We start from the raw sequence: 24,992 nt of genomic DNA, 5'->3' as shown, positions 1-24,992 counted from the left end.
TTAACTTATAAATTTGATTTAAGATTACGGAGAGCAACATCAGTTTCGACATAAATATCAGCCGGTGATATTTCCGGAGTAACGTTGATTTTTAAATTCATATTAATTAATCTAACCTCGTTAATATCCCCAGCAATAGTATAATTAGAGGTATAGTAGTTAAAGACATTTTCGGTTTGATTATTGACGTAATTAGCAATAACCGTAATGACTGGTGGGTCTGTATACAAATTAGAGATATTGGGCTCAATGACAGCTTTTTTTAACTCCAAGCCGTCGAGGTAGTATCTAACTTTTTCATACACATCATCCTTGTCGATGTCGGAGAAAAAAGCAAACTCTTGATTAGTAATTACAGAAATCGGGTAATCACCATGGGCGGAATTATTTGCGCCTCTAATTTCAGTCTTCATAATGTTCATTGCATCTCTGGCTTGTTTGACCGCTTCAGCTTGTTCAGCCTCAAAACGAGAAGCTCTCAGACCCATGACGGTAAAATTTAAAACCATGGTTGAGATGACACCCATAACTGCAATCACGACAATTAATTCAATCATAGTGAAACCGGTTTTATTTTTCATAGTTGAGGAAAATGAATGCCCAGCCATATAAAAAAACAATGGCTTTTTTAAAATTTTATTTAACATAAATTTCAATTGTTTTTATTTCATCAGCGCTAATACTAATAGGGCAGTTAAGGGGGCGGCATTCAGTCACAATTAGCCCTGTCAAGGTGCTGCTTGCAACTATTTGATATGATGCATCCCACTCCAACTGCAAAGACAAGTCACCACCACCGTCAGTAGCATGCGTTTGACTATATTTATACTGCAATGGATCTTTGTATATCAATCTTGAGCCGGTTATAACCAAGGGGACATTGGCCACCACCGTTGGTGTTCCTGGTTCGCTAATTTCGGTTGCATAGATCTCCTTGGATAAACTTCTTTCATCGTGCCAAGCACTAAAAATTTTATTATCTGAACTTATGATAATAGCAGGTGAATTTTGATCTGACGAGTCTATATCGTCGGTTATTTTTTGATCATTGGTCCACTCTGCAACACCGCTGAGATTAAATTTTTGAGCATAGATGTTGTTATTACCATTACGATCATCAGTCCATGTTACATAAACATTAGAATCATTACTAGCAATAGTCGGGTAGAATTGGTTTTTTTCACTAGACTCTACATTTGCCCGTTCTTTCCAAATTAAGCTACCTGTGCTATCAAATTTGGCTAAATAAGTATTATAAATAGATGATTCTGATGCAGTCCAGGATAAAAGGGCAGTTGTTGAAGCATGGCTAATTCTTGGTCGAAAATCTGCAACACCTGAATTAGTGATATTAATAGGCTCAAGCCACAACTTATTACCATCAATATCAAATTTTTGTAAATAAATATCGCCTTGTTCCTCCCAGCTGATATAAATATTGTCTTCTGCGTCGATATCAATCACGGGATTTATTTCATTTGTTGAAGAACTAGTGATTCTCAAATCACTACTCCATAAGCGGTTGCCGCCCTCATTAAAGCTTTGCGCGTAAATATCAATATTGCCATTGCGACTATCTTCCCAAATAACCGTAGTTGTGGCCGTGCCAAAATTTTCCGTGATAGCAATTTGCGGATTTTGCTGATTAACACTAGACGAATCCAAATGAACTCTTTTCACGCCCCAGTGTTCACTCCCGTCATTATTAAAACTTTTTATATAAATATTATCATCGCCGACAATGCTAATCTCGGGATATTCAATATAGTTAAACTGGGTGGTTGCGCCAGCATTGGTCAAGCGGAAGCAATAAGTTTTTTCAGATGCACTACCATCAGCCTCAAGAGAATATTCAATTTCGGTAAAATCAGAAGAGGTGAGTGTCAGTGCTGAAGTTTGACTACCAGTATCTTTTATTTGACTAGCCTTAAAATTAGTATTTTCATTGGTAATACCAGTAGAATCAGTCGTTGCATCACCATCGTTAATATTGCTCGAGTTGTACATTTTCCATTTTGCCGGCAATGAACTCCAGACTGAAATTGCAGCACAGGTAGTATCTTTTTCGCCGTACTGAATCTGATAACTAGTAGCAGCGGAATCAAAGCTGCCTGCATTGGTAACGGCAAATCTCAGTCTAACCGGAGCCCCTATTTTGGTTATCAAATTATTATCTTCGGTCTTACTCCAAGAAGCAGTGCTTTCATCACCATCATCATTGCGAAATCTATAATGAATCTGCTGCAATTCAGCTGGTTTTAAAAGAATGGTTGTTCCCGCAATGGCGACAGTAGATCCAGGAGTCATAAGACCAGCGCTAATTATAACATCTGTTGCCGGATTACTTATTTTAATTTCAACGGTGTCATTTTTATTAGACGAACTTTTAACATCTAGAACTGTATAGACACAAAGACTATGTGTGGTATCGATTGTCACACCACCAACTTTTGTAAATATTGCCACACCATCGTAACTATCAAAACCAGTATTAGTACCAAATTGCAAATCGGTACCAGCGTACGACTCACTAACGCAGTCATATGGAAAACTAGAGTCTATATCATAATACAAGTGAATATTTTCTAAATTATTTTGCGCATCAACAGTTCCATCTTCACTTATTTTTATACTACTGACAGAGTTTGTAGAACTTGCCGTAATTGCAAAAGAACCACCAATATATTGGTTTGTGGCAGGGAAGGTGATAGAGGCTGTTTGAGAATTTATTGCACTAACAGAGGTGTCATTTTTAATTTTAAAAATTGCCAAGACGCTATTTCTATACGTATTGCTACCACCTAGCAAGGGCCCAAGCGTAGCCTTTTGTGGAACACCAGCATTTATATTTATCGTCGCCACACTCAAGGACCCTTTGCTTCCAGAATTCCAATCATCCCACATTTTCTGAGTATACACATTAGATGATGATGATTGCCAATTTGCCGAAGTTGGTGCCGTAAAAGCGTCGTCACCAAAAGACACTGCCGCGACGCCAAAACTGTTATTTGTTGAAGTGGCAGTCAAGTCGGTGTTGCCAGTTTTAGACAAGTCACCTTGATAATTCATTGAGACAACATCAAGCAAGCTAGCGGTTTCGAGTCCACTTACCTCCATAAGCATCAAGACACCGCCATTTATATCGCCAGAATTTGTAATAGAGACTGTTTTTGATTCGCTAGCGCCCGCAACTTTATGCCAGATACCAGCATCCAGACTAGCTGAGACATCGCTATAAACTGATTTTGTAAAACCAGCTGGCGTAATAAATGAAGTGAAACTATGCCGATGACTTGCAATGGCAATAATAACATTACCGCTAAGTGGGGCACTATCAAAGGTAGCTGACAAGGTTGGTGAATTGTTTACGTTTGCGCCTATTTTTGTCTGTACAATTGTAACTGTACCGGCGGCAACAGCACTGTTATTGCTAAAATATTTTTTAATTTTAGCAACAAAAATATGTGAATTATTTCTAATATCATGAAATAAAAAAACTTTTATTTTATTAAAATACAATTCAGCAAGTCTGCCAACATTACTTAGCGGTCTCAGCAAGGAACTTTTAACAATTTTATTCACGTTTAGAACCTTATCACTGCTGGGGCTAGTCAAGTCATCATTACTGGCTAGACTTGATTCAACTGGAGCTTTTGCCAATGATTTTAAAGCTATTGAACTGTCCTGCCAAACAACATAAGAAGTGCCGTTCTTGCTTGTGGCAATACTAGGATTAGTTTCATTACTTGAGGTTTCCACTCTAACATCATTTAGCCATTGTCTGGTCTTGGCAGAGTTATATTTTTGAATAAAAACACCTGCGTTTGTCGCATCAACTACATCTTGCCAAATGAAATAAATATTTCCGGAATCATCTTTTGAAATAGCTGTTTTTGACTTACTACTTGTCGACGTCGCCTTATTGACCATCCAATTTGCAGGAATATTATCAGAATATGTTTTAACAATAAGTGTAGCTAGCTTATCTATTGAAAAACTTTCAGCTGTTTTATTACCCTCAGTAATTGAGAGATGAATTGGTGTTAAACCGGAAGCGGGGTCGAGAGAATAATCAGTGCTATAACCAGCCTTGCTAACCGTAATCTTATAACCTTGAAATGACTTAAGAAGCGCCATGTTTAATATGCCGTTTGCATCAGTAACTGTCGTATGTTCATGCATGGCAGGAACTAAAATATCATTATCTATATAGACATTAGCATTAGGAACGGGTAATCCATTAGAATCAACAGAATGAAGCTCTAGCAAGCCATAGCCAGCGGCCACTTCTTTGGTCTTGGAAACTATTTTAGAAAACACAGATATACTTTTTGGACCATAACTACTTTCCCAACCAACTTTAACCGTGGCCTGCTTATAGTCATTAGGGATGGTATCTACTCCAGCAATATCATCGTATGGATCGTTTGGCATGGTGACGTTTGTTGTAACCGTAAAAACTCCACCTCTTTCAATGGTAACTATTTGAGGAATTGTGCCAGAGACAATACTGCTGTCAATAGTTCCGACATTATCATAGGGCATATTGCGAATCTGCTCCATTTTTTGATTGGCAATCTCAATCGCTGATACATAGTTTTTGTTGTCAGCCGTTATTCTAAGAGACAAGATTACCAAGCTGTAAACTCCCAAAATCAAAACAGCGATTATAGCCAAAGAGACTGTAACCTCAATTAATGTAAAGCCTTTTTGATTTTTTTGGGGGGATAATTTCATTAATTTTATATTGCCGATGAAATGGCAAACATTGGCATCACGATAGCCACGGCCACGCCACCAACGCCTAGGCCAAGTGCAAGAATTAATAAGGGCTCAATAATAGTTGGTAAATTTTCCATAATCTGATCAACTTCATCTTCGTAAAACTCAGCTAATTCCATTAAAATATTATCAAGCTCACCAGTCTCTTCGCCAATGGCAATCATTTGCACAACTACTGGAGTAAAAAGATGGGGATAGGCCTTAACAGCTTCATTTAATTTACCGCCCTGCTTGATTACTTGCGACATATCATTCAAGGCCGCCTTATAATGTAAATTTCCCAGAACGTTGGCAGTGATTTGGAAGCATTTTACAATCATAATATCAGTCTTCAAAAGAGAACTAATATTTCTCGCGAAACGCGCGAGATTAATTTTTTTGATAATTGTGCCAAAAACCGGTGCCCGCAACAAGATTGTCTGAAGAATGTATCTTCCTTTATAGGTTTTTAATATCTTGACCCAAGCTGTAATAAAAATTCCCAATCCAATCACAACCATTATGCCATTATTTCTAATAGCATCACTGGCCCCAATCAAAATTTTTGTGGCTAGTGGCAATTCAGCATGTAACTCATCAAACATGGCTGTAATTTTTGGAACCACCACGATTAACATAAAAGCACCGATACCGAACATCGCAAATAGGATAACTGCCGGATACGTCATGGCCCCTTTCACCTTAGAAACTAATTGATGCTCTTTTTTCATCTGCACAAAAAGTTGTCTAAGCACCTCCTCTAGTTTACCTGACAATTCTCCGGCGTCGATCATACTCAAAAAAAGATCACCAAAAACTTTACGATAATCCTCTAAGGATTCAGCAAAACTTGAGCCTTTTTCAACTCGGCTAGCCACATCAGTTAAAATTTGATTAAAATGTTTATTCTCGGATTGGTCAGCTAAAGTCTTAAGCGCACGCGCAAGAGAAATGCCGGACTTAAGCATCAATCCCAAGTGTTGCACAAAAAATAATTTTTCTTTTAGTGCGATTGGAGTCAGAGTCAGAAGAAAATTATTAATTTTATCCATTATAGGCACCTCTTCTTTTTTGACATCATTTGCGCCATAGTCCTGCGAACTAAAATTAACTACCATAGTTTTTATTTATTAATTATTTTTAAAAATCTATTCCTTTGTCACGCGCAACACCTCTTCAATTGTTGTCACGCCGTTTTTCGCCTTAATAAAACCATCTTCAACAATCGTCAACATGCCTTGCTCGATGGCCTTTTGATGAATCTCATGAGCACTGGCATTTTTAACAATTAATGATGATATATCCGGAGTGTTTTCTAATATTTCATAAATACCAATACGCCCCTTATAGCCAGTATTATTACATTGCTTACAACCCTTACCGCGATAAAACAGCAATTGCGATAACCCCTTTTTAGCGCTCAAAATTTGCTTCTCCTGTTCCAGTGTCGTTAAAATACTTCCGATATTTAATTGTTTTTCGAGTTTATCAATAACTTCTTTATCCAGATTAAAACTTTGAATACAATTTGGACATATTTTTCGCACCAAACGTTGCGCAATAATAGCATTGGCCGTCGTTGCAATCAAAAAAGAGGGGATACCCATTTCAGTTAAACGAGGCAAAGTGGCCGCAGCGCTGTTGGTATGAATAGTAGATAACACCATATGACCAGTCATAGCCGCATGCGTCGCAATTTCAGCCGTTTCTTCATCACGGATTTCTCCCACCATAATAATATTCGGATCTTGCCGCAAAAAAGCACGCAAGCCCTGAGCAAAGGTGTAACCAATCTTGGCATTAACCTGTGACTGGTTCACATGGGGCATACGATACTCAATTGGGTCCTCAATGGTAGAAATATTAACCTCTGGTTGATTAAGAATACTTAAGATTGTATATAGGGTAGTGGTTTTTCCTGACCCCGTTGGTCCGGTCACCAAAAGCACACCGTGTGGCTTAGTAATATTACGCTTCAAAGCCTCTAAGGCGCTACGCTGAAAACCAAGCTGTTCCAAGGTTAAAATCTGTCCTTTTTCATTTAACAAACGCATTACAATTTTTTCGCCATCAAAGGTTGGTAAAATCGAAACACGAAAAGCCATCTTATGTTCAGCGTTGGAAATCTTAAAACGACCATCTTGTGGTAGGCGATGTTCGTCTACTTTTAAATTCGCCAAAATTTTGATACGCGCCACAATGCCAGATTGAACATTCTTGGGTAAAACCATTACATTTTTCAAAATACCATCGATACGATAGCGAACTAATACGTCTTTTTCTTCTGGCTCAATGTGAATATCACTCGCGCCCTCAATAATGGAGTACTCCAATAAAGTATCCACGATACGAACCACGGGCACATCTTGAGCCAATTTCTTCAAATCTTTGTTTATATCCAATTCTGAAAGATCCTCTTTTTGTTCATCGGACAAATAATCGAATTCCGCCTTTAGACTTTTGTGATATTGCTTTAAAGTGTCATGAATACTGTCAGAGGTGGTAACATAAAGCACTGGATTTAGACCAGTTTTTTTCTTAATAAATTCAATAATCTGGATATTTTCCGGATTTATCAAGGCTAGTTTTAAATCCTTGCCATCAGAGTCAAAGGCAATAATTTCGTGCGCAGAAGCAATTGGTTCTGGAATTGAAAATAAAACATCTTTACGAATATTTTGGTTTTTTAAATCAATAAAGGGCAGCTTGTAATAGCTGGCCGCATTTTCACATATAGCCAAAGAAGAAGTAATTTTCTTTTCGACTAATAAATTCTCAAGTGGCTTACCAAGGCTAATTGCCTCCGCTGATAACTTCTCAAAGTCATCAGCGGAAATAATTTCCGCACTCAAAAGAATATTTTTTAATTGCTTTTTTGAAAACATGAGGGATTTATTTATACACAGGTTTAATTATTTTTTATTATACCACAAAATTGTTTTTTTTGAAATATTATTAATTCACAACCGCTTATCACCAAAGAATAAAATTTGTTTTTTTATGGAATATATGTTATTTTTTATTTAGAAGTTTTAACAAAATCCGCAATTAGTGGATAAGATTTTTTGCTGTATGTTTTCCAAATTTTTAGACTTTTTTTACTTTAAAAAAGATGATGTTGAAAATTATTTAAGTGAACTATTTTCTGCTACCTATGTTCGCTTTTTTATTATTGCGATTATAGCTATCAATATCATTATTTGGGTTATAGTGCATAAAGCCGTTGTTTTGGCAGGTGCTGACAATATTGCCTTACATTATAACGTAGAGAAGGGAATTGACCTTTACGGAGAAGCGAAAAAATTATATATTCTCCCCATATTCGGCTTATTTGTTTTTATCCTTAATTTTTTAATTCTATCTTTTATTAACAACAAAAAAGACAGAACTTTTATCGCCTACACTCTTTTAGGGTCGGCTTTTTTTGCCAATATCATCTTGGTAATGGCGATTATTTCTCTGTATATTGTTAATTTTGGACAATAAATAAAACAAAAATTATGACAAACGATTTTAACACAATCAAAGTTTTGCTATTCACGGGCTTAGCTTTTATCTTCACAATGGCTTGGACGCCATTGTTCACACATTTTTTGTATAAATACAAATTGGGCAAAAACATCCGTAACAGCGGCGAGACACCGATTTTTTCCAAATTGCATTTACACAAAGCCGGCACACCAACCATGGGCGGTATCCTAATCTGGATGACCGTTTTAATTTTTTCGCTTTCAATTTATTATTTAGCTGATCTGTTTCCTAATAGCATTTTTGTCAGTTTGAATTTTTTATCGCGCGAACAAACTCTTTTACCCTTGGGTGCCCTGGTTGCCACTGCGCTTGTTGGTTTATTTGATGACTGGTTAGATATTAGGGGGAGTGGTGTCAAAGGTGGCGGTGGTTTAAACATGAAACATCGTTTTGCAATTTACGCCGTCATTGCCCTGATTGGGGCTTTATGGTTCTATTTCAAGCTTGATTGGGACTTATTTCATATTCCCTTTGTTGGCTTAGTAAAATTAGGCTGGTCATATATTTTGATTTTTATATTGGTAATCGTGGCAACAGCTCATTCGGTTAATTTAACCGACGGCCTTGATGGCTTGGCTGGTGGCGCCTTATTAACTTCTTTTGCCGCTTATGCGGTTATCGCTTTTTCCATGGGCAAATATGATTTAGCAGTTTTTTGCGGTGTCATCGTCGGGGCCTTGCTGGGATTTTTATGGTTCAATATTATGCCGGCGCGCTTTTACATGGGGGACACTGGGGCAATGAGCCTGGGTGTTACTCTGGGTGTTATCGCCATGCTAACCAATACAGCTTTGATTTTACCGGTTATTGGCTTAATCTTTGTTATCGAATCTCTATCAGTTATTATTCAATTAACTTCCAAAAAATTACGTAACGGCAAAAAAGTCTTCCTCTCTTCTCCAATTCATCATCATTTCGAAGCCAAAGGCTGGATCGAAGCTAAGATTGTCATGCGCTTTTGGGTAATCTCTGGTGTCGCCGCCACAATTGGCTTGGTATTATTTTTATCAGACAAGACAATGTAATTTTTTATGCGCAAACCGATCACATCAAAACCAGGCTATCACTCCCTTGATAAAGGCTTACTCATCGCCATTGTGGGCATAGTTTTGTTCGGCCTATTAAGTTTATCTAGTGCCTCATCAATTGTCGCTTATGAAAAATTCGGTGATCCGTATTATTATTTTAAACATCAATTATTTGCCATAGCAGCCGGTGTGGCCGCTTTTTGGTTTTTTACTAATTTTGACTACCGTCGCTTGAAAAAGTACGCCGCTGGCTTTTTATTCTTTTCTATTTTTTTACTGGTTTTAGTATTTATACCCGGTTTAAGCGCCGACTACGGCACAGCCCATAGCTGGATTAATGTCTTTGGTTTCTCTTTGCAACCATCCGAGTTTGTAAAATTATCCTTCTTGCTTTATCTAGCTGCTTGGCTTGAAGCGCGCAAAAAGGATTTGCATAATGCCCACCAAGGCATTGGACCATTTTTAGCCGTTTTAGGATTAATTGCATTTTTAATGCTTTTGCAACCAGATTTAGGAACCCTATCAATTGTAGGCATGACCTCAATGGTGGTTTATTTTGTCGGTGGCGGTAAAACCAAGCATATCTTGTATATTTTTCTGGCAGCCATTTTGGGAGTATTTATCCTGGTGCAAATTAAGCCATACCAGATGAATCGATTTAAATGCGTTGCCGATCCGAATTTCAGCAAGAACGACGTTTGTTATCAAATCAATCAATCCCTAATTGCTGTCGGTTCCGGTGGTGTCTGGGGACGGGGGATTAGCGGTAGCAAACAAAAATATATGTATCTGCCAGAAGTATCGAGTGACTTTATTTTTGCCGTTATTGCCGAAGAGGTGGGTTTATTTTATTCAATCGGCTTAGTTTTAACTTACCTGTATATTTTTTATCGCGGTTACAAAATTTCTGCCAACGCCCCAGATGATTTTGGCAAAATTTTAGCTATCGGTGTCGTTAGCTGGATAACAATTCAGATGGTAGTAAATATCGGTGGTCTAATTAACATTATGCCCATGACCGGTGTACCCCTGCCATTAATTAGTTACGGGGGGTCTGCAATTCTGACTGCCTTGGCTGCGCTGGGAGTTTTAATGAATATTTCTAAACAAACAACTTCTTAAATTTATGAACGAAAAAACAACAAAAAAAATATTATTAACCGGTGGAGGAACAGGCGGTTCAGTCGTGCCGGTTTTGGCTATCTACGACGAATTAAAAAAATCCACACCAGACATTAATTTTGAAGTCCGCTGGATTGGCACAGCCGAAGGACCAGAAAAGTTTTTAATGGAGCGCGAAAAAATTACTTTCAAAGCAATCAAATGGGGAAAACTACGACGCTATTGGTCCTGGCAAAATTTCATTGATCCATTTTTTATTAAATATGGTTTTTATCAATCATTATTTTACCTCATTAAATGGCGTCCGGATATTGTTATCACCGCCGGCTCTTTTGTCAGTGTGCCCGTAGTCTGCGCCGCTTGGGTTTTACGTATTCCAATTTTAATTCATCAATTAGATATGCGCCCTGGCTTGGCCAATAAAATCATGTCCTATTTTGCGACAGTAATTACAGTTACTTTTGAAAAATCCCTGGATGACTACGGTCGCAAAGCGGTCCGCACTGGCAATCCCGTCCGCGGTATCATGAGCACCTTAAATATGACCAAGAGGGAGGCAATTGAAAAATTAGGCTTCCGTAAAGACATGCCGATTATTCTTATCCTCGGCGGTGGCACTGGCTCTGATTTTATCAACAAAATGGTTCTTGATAATTTACCTGAATTACTAAAAAAATTCCAAATCGTCCACATCACCGGCAAAGACCGCATGAACACCGCGGACAAAAATTTCGACCTTCCAAATTACAAAGCCTTCGAATTCCTTGATACTACGGGCATGCTTAAATCATTTACTGCCGCTGAATTAGTTATTTCTCGCTGTGGCATCGGCGTCCTCACTGAACTTTCATACTTGGGCAAGCCAGCCATTTTAATCCCAATGCCAGATTCACATCAAGAAGAAAACGCCCAAGTCTTCGCCGACAAAAAAGGCGCGATTGTCTTAAATCAAAAAGAAATCGATGCACGAATTTTCATGGATAATATTTTGAATATTTTCAGTAATCAAGAATTGCGCGAAGAATTGAGTAAGAATATTCAAGGGATTATTAAGACAAATGCGGGAGGGAAGATTGTGGAGGAAATTAAGAAATTAATAAGATAAAAATCTGTCATCCTGGAGCGCAAGCGATAGGATCTTCCAATGTTAAAAAAGAAAATATATCAACACTCCTTTTATAAAACATCGGAAGATTCTATCAGTCACTTCGCTCCTTCCAGAATGACTCATTAAACATATGGACCTAAATAAAATCAAAAAAATCTACATGATCGGCATCAAGGGTGTTGGCATGACGATGTTGGCACAATATTTAAACAACATCAGCATGGAAGTTTCTGGCTCGGATATTGATGAAATTTTTATGACTGATGAAGTGTTAGAAAAAGAAGGCATTAAAGTCTTCAAAGGCTTTGACGAGAAAAATATTCCAATAGACACAGATTTAATTATCTACTCAACTGCTTATAACGAAAAAACTAATCCAGAATTAGCTGTGGCCATGTCATCAAAACATAAAGTCTTGAAATACGCTGAGGCACTTGGCCTAGTCTTTAATCAAAAGCATGGTATCGCCGTCATTGGCTCCCATGGCAAGACTACGACGTCGGCCTGGTTGGGTTATGTGATGGATAGAGCGGGGAAGTCGCCAAGTGTGATGGTGGGAGCGCGCGTGCCTCAGTTTGATGGCGCGTCATTGAATGGTCATTCTAGCTATTTAATTATCGAGGCCGATGAGTATCAGAATAAATTACAATATTTTAATCCCAAAATAGTTTTACTAAATAATATCGATTACGATCACCCGGATTATTTTCCGACCGAAGAAAGTTATGTTCAGGTTTTTGTCGATTTTATTCAAAAAATTTCTAGCAAAGGTTTTTTGGTTGCGAATTTTGATGACAAATTCATCCGCAAAATTGCCAATGTGAATTGTCGTGGACGCGTCGTGAGTTATGCTATCAATGAATCAGCAGATTACATGGCTTATGATATTAAACAAGAAGGGGATCGGCAGGTTTTTAAAGTTAAGATCGGCGTGAGTAGTTTTGATGAAGACGATGAAGTGGGTGACACCAACTTGGGAGAATTTAGCATTCAACTTTCCGGACAACATAGTATCTATAATGCTTTAGCCGTAATAGCGACCTGCGCTGAATTGGAAATCGACTTAGTCGACATCCGTACCCATCTCGAAAATTTCGAAGGCACCGCTCGTCGTATGCAAACGATGGGACAATTCCGGGGCGCAACTATTATTGACGACTACGCCCATCATCCGACCGAAATCAAAGCAACCCTAGCGGGAGCGCGCCAAAAATACGGCGATAAAAAAATCAAAGTCGTTTTCCACCCGCACACTTACACCCGCACCAAGGCTCTCCTCAACGACTTCGCCACCAGCTTCGGCGATGCCGACGAATTAATCGTCCTCGACATCTACGGCTCTGCCCGCGAAGAACAAGGCGGCGTGCACAGCAAGGACTTGGTTAATATTATTACCAAACAATTAGATAGACAACTCGCTTGCAAACCACGCACGGCTCACTTGCGAAAAGCAAAACACATCCCGACTTTGGCGGAATGTGAAGCATATTTAAGAGGTGATATTGATAGAGGCGATATTGTGATTTTGATGGGAGCGGGGGATATTTTTCGGATTGGGGAGAATTTAGTTAAGTAATTATAGATTTATAACCGCATCACAATTGTTAATAATTTCTTCTCTGTTCTCGGCAATCAAAACGGTATTATTCTTATCAATAATTTTTTGAAATATTTTCGTCAAAGTAGGAAGGTCGCTCAAATGCAAGCCTCGCGATGGGATGTCTAGAATATAAATACAACGATCACCTAATTTTTTGGACAAAATCTTCGCCAAGCGCACTCGTTGTGCCTCACCGCCAGACAGGGTGCCTGATTTTTGTCCCAAGGCCAGATAGCCCAAACCAACTTCTTGCAAAAAACCTAATTTTCTTTTTACCAAAGAATTATCATCAAACAAAATAGTCGCTTCATCAATGGTCATTTTCAAGACATCAAAAATTGTCTTATTTTTATATTTTACTTTTTCCAAAACGTGAATTTTTTCTTTACCAAATTGCGTATTCAAACTGAAATGCGATTTATTCAATTTCAATTTTTTACTCTCAGGCAAGCCACCGAAGACATCTCGAATTGAATCCCAAATACCAAGATAGGTGGCCGGGGTACTGGTGATAATCGGACTCAAAATAGTCTGGTCAACAAAATAAGATCTTCTCACATTCGCCTTGCCCTCAATGGATTTAAAACCTTGCTTCATCTTCCAGGCATCCTTGCCCTTGAACAGAGAACCATAGGCAACCGACAATAAAGTTGTCTTGCCCGTACCAATCCCGCCAGTCATACAAACCAAACTACCAAGAGGAATATTTAAATTATAATTCTTGATATTATTTTGGTTTATACCCTTAATTATCAAAGATTTTTTTTGCATCAATTTTGCCTTGGCATTCGGACTTCTCTGATAATCCACTAATTCTGCTTTTTTAGAAAAAACATAAATAGAAGTCGGCGTCTTGGCTTTTTTATAATCAGCAATCGAGCCCTGAAAAATAACTTCACCGCCCTTAGCGCCCGCCTCAGGGCCAAATTCGATAACGTAATCAGCATTGGCAATGATATCTTTGTTGTGCTCAACTACAATAATTGAAATACCTTTCTTTAAACTGTCTCGTAATAATTTCAAAACACTTTCGCGGTCAACCTTGTTCATCCCTGCGCAAGGCTCATCAATTATCAGCAATTCATCCTTTTTGATAACTTTTAAAATCTCCCGCAATTTACCCATATTAGTTTCACCCAAGCTCATCTTGCCATCAGACTTAACCTTTTGTGATATCGCAAAAGTCTTTGGTAATTTACCAATCACGGCCGCAACCCTCTCTCCTTGCGATGCCTTAAACAACACATCGTAAATCAAAGAAGATTTACCACTGCCACTTTTCCCGGCGACAACTACCAATTTATTCAAGGGGATAGCCACACTGACATTTTTCAAATTATTCGCAGTCGCGTTTTTTATTTGTATAGTGTTTTTCATATATAAAAGAAAGATCCCTGCGTGCAGAGATCTTTGTTGAGGTTTTTTGGTTAGCGACAGGCAGTGCAAGCCGTGCATGCGCAACAAGCAGCTGCTTTTTCCAATGACGTGTCAATGACGCTGGTTGAGGTTGTGGCAAATGGTTGACTGAATGCCGAAAACATCTCGATACGAGGATTGAAGATTTTTTTCTGTGATTCTCCAATCATGATAGCCTCCTTTTTTTGATTGAAGGTTTTGGAAATATATTCCGAAAAGAACGACGACGATAATATTATACAAAATATCAGCATTTAAGTCAAAAAAGATAAAGTTGATAAACCGGAAAAAATGGTATACTATTAAAAGAGGATAAGGATATATCCTTATTTAAAATTAAAAATTCAAAATTAAAAATTCGCACTATATGTTCATCGATACTCACTCCCACGTAAATTTTAAAAACTTCCGCGATGACGCTGATGAAGTTATCCGCAACTCCTTGTCTGAAAAGACTTGGCAGATTGTGGTTGGTGCTGATTACAAAACTTCTAAGCGTGCATTGGAGTATGCCAATAAATACGAAAAAGGTGTTTACGCCGCTGTTGGCCTACATCCAATTCACCTACACGCACATCAAGAAAACGATTATACAACCGCGGGCGAGGAATACAATTACGACGTTTACGAAAAATTATCCAAGTTTGAAAAAGTGGTCGCAGTGGGGGAGATTGGCTTGGATTATTATCATATCGACAATACCCAGGATGTCAGCAAGATTAAAGAAACACAGAAAAAAGTTTTTTATCAACAATTACTACTAGCTAGACGTTTAGATTTGCCAGCCATTATTCATTGTCGCCAAGCCCACGATGATATGCTCCAATTACTTGATGAATTCCGCCGCGAAAACCGCCAACTAATTCCCAAAGATAGGCCCTGGGCAGTCATGCATTGTTTTTCCGGAGATGAAGATCTCGCTTGGAAATATTTCGGCATCGGTATTATTATTTCATTCACTGGGTTAATTACATTTAGCAAACAATGGGACGACCTCATCCGCAAAATTCCCAAAGATAAATACATGATCGAAACCGATTGCCCATACATGACCCCCGAACCATTCCGTGGCAGCCGCAACGAACCAGCCCTGGTATCCTATGTCGCCAAAAGAATTGCCGAGATTAAAAATTTAAGTATTGATTCGATAGAGGAAACAACTACTAGAAATGCGCGAATATTTTTTCGGATTTAAAAATATAATAAAATATTATATTTGTTATTTTGCTAATCTTAGCATTATTTATAAAAATTAGTGCCAAAAAATACTCTTGACATATTTTATTATTCAATATATAATACAAATAGCTCTGAAAAGGGCTATTTATTTTTTGCCGAAAAAGGTCCCTTCGTCTAGTGGTTAGGACACCAGGTTTTCATCCTGATAATAGGGGTTCGATTCCCCTAGGGATCACAATTTAATAACAATCACACGACCAACAGTCCCATATAGGGCTATTTATTTTCGCAAAAAATGGTCCCTTCGTCTAATGGTTAGGACACCAGGTTCTCATCCTGATAACAGGAGTTCGATTCTCCTAGGGATCACAAGCATTAAAAGATCATCCGCAACGGATGATCTTTTTGTTTTACAGGAAAAAAGTCGCGAATTGGACATAAACCCAAAAATTTGTTATATTATTCATATATTAAAACTTGTGGATAAAAAAGCTAAAAGCTTTTTACATGGTTAGTCCGCCGTGGCGGATTCCTCAATCGAAATTAATAATTTTTTTATGACAGCAGAAAAAAAAGATAATCAAAAAGAAGAAATCACTCAGGTAAACGCGGAGAATATTGTTGTAAAAAAGAAAGCGGGAAGACCGAAAAAGATTGAGGGTGCCATAGCTACCACTAAGGATAAAGTTGTTAAAGAAAAAAAAGTGGTTAAGAAATCAACTGTAAAAAAAACAAGCACGAAAAAGGTAGACAAAAAACCAATAATTATTAAACCATTGATTAGCGCTGAAAAGCCTGCAGAGACTTTATATTCAGATGGTCCAATTAACCAAGACAGTTATTCTGATGATGAGGAAATTGCTATTAAAATCAATATCAAAGGTAAAATTCAAAATAATATCGATGAATTAATTGCCACCTCAGAAACCCTGGGGACAGAAAAGCCTGTGGAAAATATCACAGCAACCACTCCAGCAGAAACTAGCAATGACGCAGACAACGGCGCATCAACATCACCAGTTGAAGCCGTTATTGCTGAAAGTAATAAAATCGAGGCGAAAAAAGATGTTGTTGTTGTAGTGCCAGATGCCGCCATTAAAATTGACGAGAAAATTATCGAAAGCGCAACAGAAGAACAGGATGGATTGTGGAATGTTGAAAGCGATGCCGTAAAAAAGGTCATTGCCGCCGCCAATGCCGCAAAGACAGACGCAGAAAATGCCAAAAAAGTACCAGAAACCCCTGTTATTGAGCATGAAAATAATGTCTTCAAATTATCATCGCATGCTATTGGTATTTATAAAAAAATTGCTTATTTTTTTGCATTATTATTAATGGCAGTTGGTGCGGCGGTTTTCTACTTCACATTTATACATGTTAAGATAGTTTTAATACCTAGTCAGGAAAGAATTAGCAATAATGCAATTTTTGATGTTCTGGATGCCGAAAAGAATCAAAACGTCGATGAGGCTGTTGGTGAAAAGGTGATCGGTGTTGTTAAAGAAACAGCGGTTAGTTTTTCCAAGACATATCCTGCCACAAACGAAGAGGTTTTGGGCAAAGAGGTGATTGGCAAGGTTAGACTAGTAAATAATTATATCAAAAATCAACCTTTAGTCGCGAGTACTAGATTATTATCAACTGATGGTAAATTATTTAGACTAAAAAATACCGTCGACATTCCCGTAAACGGATCAGTTGAGGCTGAGATTTACGCCGATGATTCAAGTCCAGAAATGGCGATTGGCGCGTCCAAGTTCACCATTCCTGGTCTATGGGCAGGTCTCCAGGACAAGATTTATGCTGAAAGTTCAGAAGCGGCTATCTATCAACAAAAAGTCAAAAAAAGTATCTCCGAAGATGACATTAGGAATGGCGTCAAGGACTTGAAACAAGAATTATTAAACAATGCCAAAAAGGAAGTCAATGACAGCTACAGTAATTACGATAAGATAATTTACAAGATAGATGAGAATTCCATCATTACAACTGTCAATAATAAAGTAGGTGAAGAAATCTCCGAATTTCAGATTGGCATGGAAGCCAAAGTAGTAGTTGTCGCTTTTAGCAATAAGATATTTGCAGAAATTGCTAAAGATAAATTAATGAAATCATTAGCCGATAATAAAGAATTAGTTAGTTTTGACAGTGAAAATATTAACTACTCACTAAACAACTTTAATGTCGAGAACGGCACCGCCAACGTCGGCGCTTCTTTTGAGGGCATGGTTACTTTAAAGGATAATTCTAACGTCATTGACAAAGAGAAATTAATCGGCTTAAATAAAGATCAAGTCAATGCCTATCTAAACGACATTGATAAAACTGGCAACTTAGACCTAGCTGGGCACGAAATTCAATTCTACCCATCCTTTATTACCAAGATTCCCGCATTAATCGAACCAGGAAGAATCGAAATTGAAATTAGGAAATAACACACTCACATAAAACACCCCTCACAACAACCTTATGCCTGGCGCAGCACATGTGCTTTCCAGTAGAGCGATGAGAAAAACAAAAAACGAGCGATTTAATTCGCTCGTTTTTTTATATCGAAGTTGTTTACGCTTGTTTCTTACGACCAAGTCTTACTCTTTCATTTTCAGTCAAATACTGTTTACGAAGACGAATGTTCTTTGGAGTAATTTCCAAGTATTCATCATCTTTCATAACACTCATACCTCTTTCCAAGGTAATTTCCAATGGGGGAGTTAAACGGATTGCCTCATCAGAGCCAGACGCACGCATATTAGTTAATTGCTTGCCTTTGGTTGGATTAACCATCATATCTTCACCCTTAGAAGTATTGCCGATTACCATACCTTCATAAACCTCAGTATTAGCAGCAATATACATTGAACCACGTTCTTGAAGATTGAAGATGGAGAAACCAAGCGCTTTGCCAGTAGCCATCGAGATCATAGAACCAACGTCATGTTTCTCAATCTTGCCCACGTGTGGCTTAAAGCCGATTACACGAGTATACATAATACCTTCACCGCGAGTATCAACTACAAAGTCATTTCGGTAGCCAAGTAATCCACGAGTCGGGATTTCAAATAAGATTCGCACATGGCCATGTTCTGGCTTCATTTCTGTCATATTACCCTTACGCTTGGATAATTTTTCGATTACAGTACCTGTCATTGTTTCTGGAACAGAGATAGTTACTTCCTCAAACGGTTCAAGTTTGTGACCACCTTCTTCCTTGATAATAACGTGCGGTTGGGAGATTTGTAATTCGTAATTTTCACGACGCATATTTTCTAATAAAATAGCGATGTGCATTTCACCACGACCATACACTTTATAATGATCAATAAAATCAAAATCAATTTTCAAACCAACGTTAATTTCTAATTCTTTTTCCAAACGTTCTTTAATCTGTCTGTTAGTTACGAATTTACCTTCTTTACCAGCAAAAGGGGAGCTATTTACAAAGAAGTTAAGAGAGATAGTCGGCTCATCGACATTGATAGCTGGGAGCGCTTCCTGGTCAGCGTTTTCACAAATAGTTTCGCCAATAAAGATATCAGCCAAACCAGCGGTCATCACGATATCACCAGCAAAAGCCTCAGTGACTTCTTTTCTTTTTAAACCTTCAAATGAATATAATTTAGTAACTTTTCCCTCACGGCTTGTATCGCCAACACCCTTGATAATTACTTTTTGTCCAGCTTTTACTTTACCTTCATAAATACGGCTAATTGAAAGACGGCCCAAGAAGTTATCATAGGCTAGGTTAAATGTTTGCATTTTCAAAGGCCTTTCATCTAATTCAGCACTTGATGCCATTGGCACCTCTTTCAAAACAACATCCAAAATAGGGAAGAGGTCTTTTGACTCATCGTCCATATTCATCTTCGCGATACCTTCACGAGCAATGGCATAAATAGTTGTAAAATCTAATTGCTCATCATTAGCACCTAAGTCCAAGAATAATTCATAAACCATTTCTTTTACCTCATCAGGGCGAGCGGCCGGTTTATCAATTTTATTGATAACCACAATAGGTTTCAAGCCTAATTCAAGAGATTTTTTCAAAACGAATTTGGTTTGAGGCATTGGTCCTTCTTGCGCATCGACTACTAAAAGCACAGAGTCAATGGAACGCAAAACACGCTCAACTTCGGAGCCGAAGTCAGCATGTCCGGGAGTGTCCACAATATTAATCTTTGTGTCTTTGTAATAAACAGAAGTATTTTTAGAGTAGATCGTAATTCCTCTTTCTTGTTCAAGAGCATTGCTATCCATACTAACACCCTCGGCTGACATACCGGTTTGGCGCATTAAAGCATCTGTTAAAGTTGTTTTTCCATGATCTACGTGAGCGATAATGGCAATATTTCTAATTTCCATAAAAAAAGTAAAACCACCCCCTAATAATGAGGCAGTTTATGTATAAATAAATCTTATCCTATTTATAATACATTTTGAAAAAAAAGTCAAGGAAATTCATTATTTGACTTACTTTAACTTATTCCGTATAATTAAAACTGTTATTAATAATCTAAAGAAAACTTTCTTTTTTTTTGAGGAGGTTTTATTTTTTTTTGAAAAAAATTATGTTATCAAAAGAAAAGGTCTTATCGTTTTTCCCCTTTATAGAAACGTTAAAAAGTTATAACAAAGAAAAAGCCAGAAAAGACGCAATGGCTGGCCTGATTGGCGCCATTATCGTACTACCTCAGGGCGTGGCCTTTGCCACTATTGCTGGTCTACCACCACAATACGGTATTTTTGCAGCTATTGCACCCGCTATCATGGCCGCTTTATGGGGCTCATCTGCGCACCTAGTCTCAGGTCCGACTACAGCCATCTCATTAGTTATCTTTGCAACGGTTAGCCCGATGGCAGAACCAGGCAGTCAAGAGTATATTAGTTTAATTTTAACAATCTCATTATTAGTGGGTATTATTCAATTAGTAATGGGTTGGTTGAAATTTGGACGCTTGCTGAATTTTATTTCACATACGGTTGTCGTTGGCTTTACTGCAGGCGCCGCAATCTTAATCGGATCCAGTCAAATCAAGAATTTTTTTGGCGTTAAGATACCACAAGGAAGTTCTTTTTACGAAACCATTCATGAGTTTTTACTACATCTTGATAAAATCAATCCTTACATCGTGGCCGTTAGTTCTCTAACTTTAATTATCGGCCTTATTTTGAAGAAAAAATTTCCAAAAATTCCCTATATGATCCCAGCCATGCTGGTAGGTAGCTTCTTTGGTTATTACCTAACTAGTAAATATGGTTTTGACACCACGGCTATAAAAACTGTCGGAGCATTACCAAGTATTTTACCACCATTCTCATTTTCATTAATAAAGTTCGGTTCAATTAAGGAACTAGCTTCTCCTGCCTTGGCAGTTACCATGCTAGCCCTTGTTGAGGCCGTAGCAATATCTAAAGCTATTGCGCTAAAATCTGGACAACAAATTAATGGCAATCAGGAAATAATCGGACAGGGGATTTCTAATATTGTTGGCAGTATGTTTTCAGCATATCCTGCTAGCGGATCCTTTAATCGAACTGGTCTAAATTATGAGAGTGGCGCTAAAACACAATTCTCCTCTGTGTACTCAGCTATCTTCTTGAGTATTATAGTTTTATTTGTCGCGCCTTTGGCAGCTTATTTGCCAAACGCAGTTATGGCTGCAATTCTTTTCTTGGTCGCTTATGGTTTAATAGACTTTCATCACATCAAGAACATTATCAAGGCTAATAAGAGCGAAGCTTCTTTATTGGTAATTACTTTTTTATCAACCCTCTTTATTGAATTAGAATTTGCAATCTTTGTTGGCGTTTTGCTTTCGATTGCAATTTATTTGCGCAACACAGCCAAGCCACACGTTTCCTGTTACGTTCCCGATAATAATCACCCAAGAAGAAGAATGGTGGCCAGTGATGAATTGCCAAAATGTCCGCAATTAACTTTGATCAAAATTGATGGCTCAATCTTCTTCGGTTCAACTGAACACGTTGAGCATTCAATTAACAGAATTAATGAAGAAAACCCGGATCACAAAATAGTTTTAATCGTATTCAGTAGTGTCAGCACAGTTGATTTAGCTGGTTTCGATATGTTGTCAAATATTATTAAAAAATACAGAAAACATGATAAAGATGTTTATTTTAGCAATGTCAGTCCTTACATTATGACTGAAATGCAAAAATCAGGCTTAATGGAAGTGATCGGCGATAAGCATATTTGTCATTCTAAACCGGAGGCGATTGCCAAGATTTATTCTCTCCTAGATAAAGACATTTGTGCGAAATGTACTAGTAAAATTTTTAAAGAATGTAACTCGTAGAATTTAAACTTTCACAATATTGTTGTAAAAAGAGGAATTAAATATTCCTCTTTTTAATTTTTGGCGCAATTTTTTCGGTCTTTACATTTTTGCACGAATGTTATATATTATATTAATAATGATGCCGAATTAAGCATCTTATTTTCATGAACAAAATTAAATAAAAATATATGGAAATAGGTAAAGTTAGCGAACATGATGAGCGCTTAAAAAAATTAGAGGAGTTAAAGGGCAAGGGTGTAAATCCATATCCCGCTAGTACCAAAACCACAATCAGGGTTGAGGATGTTTTGACTGTATTTGAACAATTGGAAGCCGACAAAACTTCAATTTCTTTGGCTGGTCGCTTGATGAGTAAGCGTTCTCACGGTAACTTATCTTTTGCTAACCTGAAAAACAACGGTTACCAAATTCAGATTGCTGTTTCCAAGAATGAAATCGGCGTTGATTCATATAAGGACTTTGTAAAATTAATTGACATGGGTGACTTCTTGGAAATTACCGGTGAATGTTTTTTGACTCATAAGGGTGAACAAAGTGTCATGGTGAAGTCCTGGAAATTACTAACCAAGGCCTTATTGCCATTGCCAGAAAAATTTCATGGTCTAAAAGATGAAGAAGAAATTATTCGCAAAAGATATCTTGATCTCTTAACCAACGATGAACATTTTCAGTTATTTATTCAACGTGCAAAATTTTGGGAGGTAACCAGAAATTTTTTGAAGGACAAGGGATTCTTAGAAGTAGAAACACCAACGATTGAAAATACAACTGGTGGTGCCGAAGCCAATCCTTTTCGGACACATCACAATGATTTTGATATCGATGTTTATATGCGTATTTCCATCGGCGAATTGTGGCAAAAAAGATTAATGGCGGCCGGCTATGAAAAAACTTTTGAAATCGGCCGTGCTTATCGCAACGAAGGCACTAGTCCTAATCATTTGCAAGAGTTTACGAATATGGAATTCTATTGGGCGTATGCTGATTATAAAGATGGTATGAAATTGACTAGAGAATTGTATTTAGAAATCGCCAATAAGGTATTTGGTAAAACTAAATTTTCATCACGCGGTTATGAATTTGATTTAGCAGGGGAGTGGAAGGAGATTGACTATCGCGAAGAGGTTTTAAATAGGACCGGAATCGATGTTTTAAATACTACGGAAAAAGAAATGCTCGCAAAGCTGGCCGAGCTAGGTGTAAAATCCGACGCACGCAATAAAGAAAGATTAATCGATTCATTGTGGAAGTATTGTCGCAAGCAGATTGCCGGACCAGCCTTCTTGGTTAGACACCCAAAGATGATCGCACCTTTGTCCAAGGAGTCAGTTGAATTTCCTGGTACAGTAGAAAAATTCCAAATCATTCTCTGTGGCAGTGAAATCGGCAACGGTTACTCGGAGTTGAATGATCCAATTGACCAACGCGAACGTTTTGAGGCACAACAAAAACTTATGGAAGAAGGGGATGATGAGGCGATGATGCCTGACTGGGATTTTGTTGAGATGCTTGAACATGGCATGCCCCCAACATTTGGTTTCGGCTTTGGTGAGCGTCTCTTTGCCGCTCTTAGTGACAAAACCTTGCGTGAGGCAACTTTATTCCCATTAATAAAACCCAAAAATAAATAATAATTAATTTTATATATATGTTAGACATTAAATACATTCGTGAAAACAAGGAGAAAGTTCAACAGAATTGTCAAAACAGACTAGTTGATATTGATATCAATCAGTTATTAAAATTAGACGAAGAAAAAAGAAAATTACAAATAATTGTTGACGAGCTCAGATCAAAGCGCAACACTGGCTCTAAGACAAAACCAACGCCGGAACAAATAGAAGAAATGAAAAAAATTGGCGAAGAGGTGAGAGTGCTCGAAGAAAAACAAACGCCATTAGAAAACGAATTGCGCACGATGCTTATGCGCGTACCCAACATGACTCATCCAGACGTGCACGTCAGTGATAATGAAGATGACAATCCCGTTGTTGGTAATTTTGGCGAAGCTGCTAAATTTACCTTCACACCCAAAGATCATGTTGAGCTAGCCGAACAATTAGATTTGATCGATTTCGACAGAGCCACCAAGGTTAGTGGTGCTAAATTTTATTACTTAAAAAACGAGTTAGCTTTTTTGGAATTTGCCTTAATACAATACGCCCTTGAGGTTGTCACTAAGCACGGCTTTACACCAATTATAACCCCTGATTTGGCCAAAAAAGAAGTCCTTGAAGGACTAGGATTCAATCCAAGAGGTGAGTCGACTCAGGTTTATAATATTGAAAATAGCGACCTATGCTTAATCGGTACTGCCGAAATTACCATGGGCGGTATGCACATGGACGAACTTTTTAAAGAAGAAAATTTACCAAAAAAATATGTAGCCGTCTCTCATTGCTTCCGAACCGAAGCGGGTGCTTATTCCAAATTCTCCAAAGGCATTTTCCGCGTGCATCAATTTACCAAAATTGAAATGTTCCAATATGTCACACCTGATAAAGGTGAGACAGCGCATAAAGAATTATTAAGCATCGAACGTGAAATCTTTGAAGGTTTAAATATTCCTTTTCGCGTTGTCGATCATTGCACCGCTGACTTAGGCGGCCCAGCTATTAGAACCTTTGACCTAGAAGCCTGGATGCCAGGAAAGCCAAATAAGAACGGGGAAATGGGTGATTGGGCAGAAATAACATCTACGTCCAATTGTACCGATTATCAAGCCAGGGGACTTAACATTAAATTCAAGAACAAGGAAGGCAAAAGTGAATTTGTACATATGCTTAACGGCACGGCGATTGCGATTACTCGTGCACTAATTGCTATTTTGGAAAATTACCAACAAGCAGATGGCACTGTGATTATCCCCGAAAAACTGCGCAAATATATTCCTGGCAATCTTGAAATAATTAAAAAGAAATAGGGAGGTC

General features: G+C 37.9%; 17 protein-coding genes and 2 tRNA genes. 12 read left to right on the top strand and 7 right to left on the bottom strand.

The window, feature by feature from the left end; translation table 11 throughout:
- Positions 1–5: 5 nt before the first annotated feature.
- The 4 genes from KKD45_00920 to tadA are packed head-to-tail and all read right to left on the bottom strand — an operon-like array spanning position 6 to position 7,646.
- Positions 6–647 carry a type II secretion system GspH family protein gene (locus tag KKD45_00920; GenBank protein MBU4309066.1) on the bottom strand — a complete coding sequence of 214 codons (642 nt, stop codon included), beginning with the start codon at positions 645–647 and terminating at the stop codon, positions 6–8.
- Positions 637–4,737 (bottom strand): prepilin-type N-terminal cleavage/methylation domain-containing protein, encoded by a 4,101-nt coding sequence (locus KKD45_00915; GenBank protein ID MBU4309065.1) that lies wholly within the window; start codon positions 4,735–4,737, stop codon positions 637–639. The genes KKD45_00920 and KKD45_00915 overlap by 11 nt, the downstream gene beginning before the upstream one ends.
- Positions 4,738–4,742: 5 nt before the next feature.
- A complete protein-coding gene (locus tag KKD45_00910) occupies positions 4,743–5,879 on the bottom strand; it encodes a type II secretion system F family protein (GenBank protein ID MBU4309064.1) in 1,137 nt (378 codons plus the stop codon).
- A 30-nt stretch (positions 5,880–5,909) separates the two neighbouring features.
- Positions 5,910–7,646, bottom strand: a complete 1,737-nt coding sequence (tadA, locus tag KKD45_00905) for a Flp pilus assembly complex ATPase component TadA (protein ID MBU4309063.1) — start codon at positions 7,644–7,646, stop codon at positions 5,910–5,912.
- Between the two features lie 187 nt (positions 7,647–7,833).
- Here tadA and KKD45_00900 point away from each other — a divergent pair, with 187 nt between their 5' ends.
- The 5 genes from KKD45_00900 (at position 7,834) to murC (ending at position 13,126) form a co-directional block, all read left to right on the top strand.
- Entirely contained in the window at positions 7,834–8,247 is a 414-nt protein-coding gene (locus tag KKD45_00900; GenBank protein MBU4309062.1) for a hypothetical protein, read from the top strand.
- 14 nt (positions 8,248–8,261) lie between these two features.
- On the top strand, positions 8,262–9,317 hold the full coding sequence (gene mraY / locus KKD45_00895) for a phospho-N-acetylmuramoyl-pentapeptide-transferase (GenBank protein ID MBU4309061.1): 1,056 nt from the start codon (positions 8,262–8,264) through the stop codon (positions 9,315–9,317).
- A 6-nt stretch (positions 9,318–9,323) separates the two neighbouring features.
- Entirely contained in the window at positions 9,324–10,442 is a 1,119-nt protein-coding gene (gene ftsW, locus KKD45_00890; protein MBU4309060.1) for a putative lipid II flippase FtsW, read from the top strand.
- A gap of 4 nt (positions 10,443–10,446) precedes the next feature.
- Positions 10,447–11,547: an undecaprenyldiphospho-muramoylpentapeptide beta-N-acetylglucosaminyltransferase gene (gene murG, locus KKD45_00885; GenBank protein MBU4309059.1), complete on the top strand. Its 1,101-nt coding sequence runs from the start codon at positions 10,447–10,449 to the stop codon at positions 11,545–11,547.
- Between the two features lie 133 nt (positions 11,548–11,680).
- Positions 11,681–13,126, top strand: coding sequence for a UDP-N-acetylmuramate--L-alanine ligase (gene murC / locus KKD45_00880; GenBank protein MBU4309058.1), 1,446 nt, complete (start codon positions 11,681–11,683; stop codon positions 13,124–13,126).
- Here the strand turns inward: murC and KKD45_00875 are convergent, their stop codons facing one another.
- Both KKD45_00875 and KKD45_00870 read right to left on the bottom strand, forming a co-directional pair.
- Positions 13,127–14,527, bottom strand: a complete 1,401-nt coding sequence (locus KKD45_00875) for an ATP-binding cassette domain-containing protein (protein ID MBU4309057.1) — start codon at positions 14,525–14,527, stop codon at positions 13,127–13,129.
- Between the two features lie 50 nt (positions 14,528–14,577).
- Complete coding sequence (locus tag KKD45_00870; protein ID MBU4309056.1) at positions 14,578–14,736, bottom strand: hypothetical protein; 159 nt, start codon at positions 14,734–14,736, stop codon at positions 14,578–14,580.
- A gap of 197 nt (positions 14,737–14,933) precedes the next feature.
- Here KKD45_00870 and KKD45_00865 point away from each other — a divergent pair, with 197 nt between their 5' ends.
- From KKD45_00865 to KKD45_00850, 4 genes are all read left to right on the top strand, one after another.
- A complete protein-coding gene (locus KKD45_00865) occupies positions 14,934–15,761 on the top strand; it encodes a TatD family hydrolase (protein ID MBU4309055.1) in 828 nt (275 codons plus the stop codon).
- 147 nt (positions 15,762–15,908) lie between these two features.
- Positions 15,909–15,980, top strand: a tRNA-Glu gene (locus KKD45_00860).
- Between the two features lie 62 nt (positions 15,981–16,042).
- A tRNA-Glu gene (locus tag KKD45_00855) sits at positions 16,043–16,114 on the top strand.
- A 188-nt stretch (positions 16,115–16,302) separates the two neighbouring features.
- On the top strand, positions 16,303–18,180 hold the full coding sequence (locus KKD45_00850; GenBank protein ID MBU4309054.1) for a hypothetical protein: 1,878 nt from the start codon (positions 16,303–16,305) through the stop codon (positions 18,178–18,180).
- Between the two features lie 127 nt (positions 18,181–18,307).
- On the opposite strand, the gene typA is transcribed toward KKD45_00850, so the two are convergent.
- On the bottom strand, positions 18,308–20,104 hold the full coding sequence (typA, locus tag KKD45_00845) for a translational GTPase TypA (protein MBU4309053.1): 1,797 nt from the start codon (positions 20,102–20,104) through the stop codon (positions 18,308–18,310).
- Positions 20,105–20,310: 206 nt separating this feature from the next.
- On the opposite strand from typA, the gene KKD45_00840 reads away from it, so the two are divergent.
- From KKD45_00840 to serS, 3 genes are all read left to right on the top strand, one after another.
- A complete protein-coding gene (locus KKD45_00840; GenBank protein MBU4309052.1) occupies positions 20,311–22,059 on the top strand; it encodes a SulP family inorganic anion transporter in 1,749 nt (582 codons plus the stop codon).
- Between the two features lie 170 nt (positions 22,060–22,229).
- Positions 22,230–23,693 (top strand): lysine--tRNA ligase, encoded by a 1,464-nt coding sequence (gene lysS / locus KKD45_00835; protein ID MBU4309051.1) that lies wholly within the window; start codon positions 22,230–22,232, stop codon positions 23,691–23,693.
- 17 nt (positions 23,694–23,710) lie between these two features.
- On the top strand, positions 23,711–24,985 hold the full coding sequence (gene serS / locus KKD45_00830) for a serine--tRNA ligase (protein ID MBU4309050.1): 1,275 nt from the start codon (positions 23,711–23,713) through the stop codon (positions 24,983–24,985).
- The last annotated feature ends 7 nt before the right edge of the window (positions 24,986–24,992 follow it).

The organism is Patescibacteria group bacterium (assembly GCA_018897195.1).
In the GTDB taxonomy this organism is placed as follows: domain Bacteria; phylum Patescibacteriota; class Patescibacteriia; order Patescibacteriales; family UBA12075; genus JAHILH01.
The sequence above is the reverse complement of the archived record's forward strand: the minus strand, read 5'-3'. Positions and strand labels throughout refer to the sequence as shown.